This window comes from Porphyromonas sp., from assembly GCF_030529325.1.
Taxonomy (GTDB): Bacteria; Bacteroidota; Bacteroidia; order Bacteroidales; family Porphyromonadaceae; genus Porphyromonas_A.
This window is the reverse complement of record NZ_JAUMXC010000079.1, coordinates 1-4,850: the sequence shown is the minus strand read 5'-3', so window position 1 is coordinate 4,850 and position 4,850 is coordinate 1. Positions and strand designations below refer to the sequence as shown.

Annotated in this window: 6 protein-coding genes; all 6 read right to left on the bottom strand. The window is 41.5% G+C overall.

The window, feature by feature from the left end:
• Positions 1-231 precede the first annotated feature (231 nt).
• Complete coding sequence (locus Q4A14_RS08730) at positions 232-783, bottom strand: 2-oxoacid:acceptor oxidoreductase family protein (protein WP_303171474.1); 552 nt, start codon at positions 781-783, stop codon at positions 232-234.
• A gap of 27 nt (positions 784-810) precedes the next feature.
• Complete coding sequence (locus Q4A14_RS08725; protein ID WP_303171473.1) at positions 811-1,572, bottom strand: thiamine pyrophosphate-dependent enzyme; 762 nt, start codon at positions 1,570-1,572, stop codon at positions 811-813.
• Between the two features lie 57 nt (positions 1,573-1,629).
• The gene (locus Q4A14_RS08720; protein WP_303171472.1) at positions 1,630-1,800 is read right to left on the bottom strand and encodes a hypothetical protein; all 171 of its coding nucleotides are present in this window, start codon (positions 1,798-1,800) and stop codon (positions 1,630-1,632) included.
• Positions 1,801-1,847: 47 nt separating this feature from the next.
• Entirely contained in the window at positions 1,848-2,930 is a 1,083-nt protein-coding gene (locus Q4A14_RS08715; RefSeq protein ID WP_303171470.1) for a 3-methyl-2-oxobutanoate dehydrogenase subunit VorB, read from the bottom strand.
• A gap of 141 nt (positions 2,931-3,071) precedes the next feature.
• On the bottom strand, positions 3,072-3,299 hold the full coding sequence (locus Q4A14_RS08710; protein WP_036846080.1) for a 4Fe-4S binding protein: 228 nt from the start codon (positions 3,297-3,299) through the stop codon (positions 3,072-3,074).
• A gap of 273 nt (positions 3,300-3,572) precedes the next feature.
• Positions 3,573-4,316: a 1-acyl-sn-glycerol-3-phosphate acyltransferase gene (locus Q4A14_RS08705; RefSeq protein WP_303171467.1), complete on the bottom strand. Its 744-nt coding sequence runs from the start codon at positions 4,314-4,316 to the stop codon at positions 3,573-3,575.
• Positions 4,317-4,850 lie beyond the last annotated feature (534 nt).

Here is a 4,850-nt window from a genome sequence, read left to right as displayed (position 1 = left end):
GAAGTGACTCTCCTGCATTCTTAAGCCCCAATACAAACATTTAGGACACTATTGGTTTTAGAGAAGATTTTACATCAAACCTGAAAGACGAAGTCTGAATGTTGGCTTCGGATATGTTTCGGTCTGCTTCATATTTTGATGTTTATCCCTCACAAATATTTTTAATAGCATTGGGGCTGATTCTATTTAGAATCAGCCCCAATGCTATTATTAGAATGTAGGTATACCTGTTTATTGTTCCTTTTCTCTGATGATTTCCATGCCTTTAAGGATTGCGGCCTCATTAAGTGGAATAAGCTTATGGTGACGCTCAGGGAGAGACTTCTTGAGACCAAGAAGCACGTGCTCAATATCTACCATTGGGGCAAGTTTCAGTAGACCTCCAAGTACAATCATATTGAATACTTGTGTATTATTCATTTGCAAACTTGCATCCATAGCATCTATCTTGTAGAGCTTGATATCATCTCGTTTAGGTTCTGTATGGATACCATAACCATCATATATAAGCATACCACCAGGCTTTACTTTGCCAATGAATTTGTCCAATGACGGCTGATTGAGGACGATTGCGATATCATAGCTGTTGAGGATTGGAGAGCTGATTTTTTCGTCACTTATGATGACAGTTACGTTTGCTGTACCACCTCTTTGTTCAGGGCCATACGAAGGCATCCAGCTCACTTCCTTGTTCCCCATAAGCCCGGAGTATGCAAGAATTTTACCCATTGAAAGCACACCTTGTCCTCCGAAGCCTGCGATAACTATCTCGTATTTCTTCATAATCTTTGATCTTTAAGTTCTTGTTTTTTACTCGTCCTTTAAGTCTCCGATAGGATAGTGTGCAAACATATTTTCAACCATCCAGTCATTTGACGCCGCTGGCGACATCTTCCATCCTGAGTTACATGTAGATACGACTTCTACTACAGATGTACCTCTACGATTGAGAGAGTTTTCAAATGCTTTACGGATAGCCTTTTTTGCCTTCTTTACCGATGGCGCATTGTGCACAGATTGTCTGGTAACATAACAAGTGCCATCAAGCTCCTTCAGAAGGTTAGAGATCTTTAGAGGGTAACCATTGAGTTCTACGCTGCGACCAGCAGGGCACGTTGCTGTCTTCATGCCGGGTAGGGTAGTTGGTGCCATCTGACCACCAGTCATACCATAGATACCGTTGTTGATAAAGATAATAGTGATATTTTCACCTCTGTTGCAAGCGTGGATGGTCTCTGCAGTTCCAATTGCAGCCAGGTCTCCGTCACCTTGATAAGTGAACACCAATTTTTCAGGGTTGAGTCTTTTGATAGCAGTTGCTAAAGCCGGAGCCCTACCATGGGCAGCCTCTTGCCAATCAATGTCTATATATTTATATGCGAATACGGCACATCCTACAGGTGCTACACCTATACTTTGTTCGCCCATATTCATTTCCTCGATGACTTCTGCAACGAGTTTATGCACCACACCGTGGCTACAACCCGGACAGTAGTGCATTTGGGTATCATTCATTAGCTTAGGCTTTTGATACACCAAGTTTTCGGGTTTGATAATATCTTTAATATCCATGTTGATGATATTATTATGGGTTGTAATTCTTGTTTGTTATTTATGTCTAATCTTGTTTTATTCTCTTGTAATGAACCTAATGAAGTAGTATATAAGTCTGATTCCGACAGCGGTCCCTCCAAGTACAAAGAACAATGTCTTTGACTCCGGTACAGCAAAGAACACTACAACTGTTGCTACTGCAAGTAATAGGAAGAGTAGGGTAAGTATCTGCAGGAAACGTGCCATGTCAGGATATACTTTCTTTCGTTACAAGGTTGTTGACAAGTTGTTTTTTACAAGTTAAATTCTCTACGAAGGGCATCAAATACTTCATCCGGAGAGAAGAGCATACCACCCATACGACCATAGTGATATACAGGTACCTTGCCATTTACTGCAAGCTTAACATCTTCAACCATTTGGCCGGCATTAAGTTCCACAGAGAGGAATCCTTTCACTCTTTCTGCAAGACGTTGGATTTCCTTGGTTGGGAAAGGCCAAAGTGTAATAGGGCGCAATAGACCTACCTTGATGCCATTTTCTCTTGCAACCTCCACAGTTTTAGAGCAGATACGGCTTGAAGAACCGAAGGCTACAATGATATAGTCAGCATCTTCGCACATTGTTTCCTCAAATCTTACCTCATTTTCCTCTATACGAGCATACTTAGCTTGGAATCTATGGTTGTTTTGCTCCATTACTTGAGAGTCAAGCTCCAAAGATGTTATAACATTTGGCTCTCTGCTGCTTGGTTTACCAAGGGTTGCCCATGGACATTCCTTACGAATTTCCTCTTCCGTTCTTCTTGGCTTCATAGGAGGGAGGATGACCTTTTCCATCATCTGACCGATAACTCCGTCCGAGAGGATGATTGCAGGGTTGAGATATTTGAAAGCAAGATCAAAACCGAGGGCTACAAAGTCCACCATTTCTTGCACCGAATTTGGAGCCAAGGTGATAAGTCTGTAGTCTCCATGACCACCACCTTTGACGGTCTGGAAGTAGTCTGCCTGACTGGGCTGGATTGTGCCAAGACCGGGACCTCCACGCATGACGTTCACAAGGAGACATGGTAGTTCCGCTCCTGCGAGGTAAGATACACCCTCTTGCTTGAGACTCATACCTGGGCTTGATGAAGATGTCATCACTCTCTTGCCACAACCTGCTCCTCCATAAACCATGTTTATTGCCGCAACTTCACTTTCAGCTTGAAGTACGACCATACCTGTAGTCTCCCAAGGTGCGAGTTCTGTAAACGTCTCAAGTACCTCACTTTGAGGTGTAATAGGATAACCAAAGTATCCATCAGTGCCGTAACGGATGGCTGCATGGGCAATTGCTTCATTGCCCTTCATCAGTTTAATTTCTTCTGACATAGTAGTTTTTTAGTTGTTTCTTCGTTAATACCTTTGTCTGTTAATCGACTCTAGAACTCCACGTTTCTTCTTGTCTCACTTCGAAAATATGTGATTGCCGGATCAAACAAGAGAATTTTTGGGAGTCAGACTTTTCATCGATTATAACTTCACTTTGTACACAGTGATGCAACCATCTGGGCATACCGTACCACAATTAGCACAGCCGATACATAGATCCGGTTCTTTCATGTAGGCGTAGTGATAGCCCTTGTCGTTTACTTCATCCGGGTGAAGTGAGAGTGTTTTAGTAGGGCAAGAGACAACGCAGAGGTTGCAGCCCTTGCAGCGTTGAGTATTAACAACTACCGCTCCTTTGATCTTTGCCATAAAATATATTAGATTAATATTTAGATGAGCTATTTATCCTCCCTAAGCCTCTCCTTCACTTGTTTGATTTTAGTTTGTGAGTTTAGAGAAGAATGTATTTAATTTGCTGCCAAAGATAGTAATATACTTGATAATAACCATACCTATCTAAGATTATTTACGCCAACTATTACAATAAATATTAACCACAAGTAGGTAGATGATGATATTGTTATAAAAAGCGGTGAGTGAAAAGGTTGTTGTATCTGATATTGTAGGAAAAAGAGCTCTCTTTTAGTCTGTTTTTTTAGTCTGTATGATACCACTTTGTATGGCATTTCTTGTATCTGCAGAGAGGCTTATGAGACCCTTGATGTCTTGAGGATACTTCAGGCTATCTATTACCGGATGTATTTTGAGGTGAATGTGTCCTCGCTTTGGTATCAGGTCTGATTTGCTGAGAATGTCATAAGCTCCACTGATCGACATTGGTAAGATGGGGGCTCCGGTGTCCATTGCGATTTTAAAAGCACCCTTCTTGAATTTTCCCAATTCTCCATCGGCACTCCTTGTACCTTCAGGAAATATGATCACATGATACTCGTTTTTTAAGGCTTGGTTGGCAGCTTTGACGACACCGGCTGCGCGTTCCGGAGTCGAGTTGTCTACGAATATGAACCCACACTTGCGACAAGCCCAACCTACAAAGGGGACTCTGTTGAGTGATCCTTTGAGTACCCACTTGAAAGGGATGTGAGTGTAGCCATAAAGAGCCCAGATGTCAAACGCGCTTTGATGATTGCACGCCACTACACAGCACTTGTCAGAAGGTATGTTCTCACGGCCTTCTACAGTGATCCTGCAGAGTGAGAGTATCATTGTCAGCTTACTCCAAATCATGCCCGGGTACATTGTGCCAAATCTCTCTAAACCGACAAAGGTGCTGAGGGATGCTGCAATGGCTGATAGTATAGTGATGATTGTAAACAGTGGAGTAAATATCAATACTATATATATGGTATAGAGAACTCGACCCATAGTTATTGCGTCTGTTGTTATTATATATTTGTATTATGTGCATAAGAGCACACTCTTTGCGCAAATGTAGCGATTTTTTTAGATACGAATATCTAGCTCTTTCTTCAATGAAGTATAGCGCGAATTCTATTTTGAATTAAGCTGATTTCCATCCATAAGTTAGCTTTAAGTAGTAATCTATTTAATCTCCGTATACAACCTGTCAAAACAATGTGTCTACCTTGATGAATCAATGTGCCTACCTTGATGCATTAAGTTAGACAACCTTTTTAGACTCCTTCAACATGATATCTTTCGGAGTGTATTAGCCCTAGTATTTTGAAGTGTTAACTGAACGTAAATCATCGGCTCATGTAGGGAGAATCGAGCGAGGGAGGATTGCAATAGTTCAATGGATACGAATCCTAATATTTAGGTAGAAAAACATTTGCAGGCTTTTCTAATTTGATAATTATTCCTATCTTTGCACCGTAATTGATGGTCGGGTAGCTCAGCTGGATAGAGCAACAGCCTTCTAAGCTGTGGGTCCTGGGT

Bases quoted from the DNA above. Each gene is read 5' to 3' on its own strand.
- Q4A14_RS08725 (WP_303171473.1), bottom strand. From the start codon at position 1,572: ATGGATATTAAAGATATTATCAAACCCGAAAACTTGGTGTATCAAAAG.
- Q4A14_RS08715 (WP_303171470.1), bottom strand. From the start codon at position 2,930: ATGTCAGAAGAAATTAAACTGATGAAGGGCAATGAAGCAATTGCCCAT.
- Q4A14_RS08720 (WP_303171472.1), bottom strand. From the start codon at position 1,800: ATGGCACGTTTCCTGCAGATACTTACCCTACTCTTCCTATTACTTGCA.
- Q4A14_RS08710 (WP_036846080.1), bottom strand. From the start codon at position 3,299: ATGGCAAAGATCAAAGGAGCGGTAGTTGTTAATACTCAACGCTGCAAG.
- Q4A14_RS08705 (WP_303171467.1), bottom strand. From the start codon at position 4,316: ATGGGTCGAGTTCTCTATACCATATATATAGTATTGATATTTACTCCA.
- Q4A14_RS08730 (WP_303171474.1), bottom strand. From the start codon at position 783: ATGAAGAAATACGAGATAGTTATCGCAGGCTTCGGAGGACAAGGTGTG.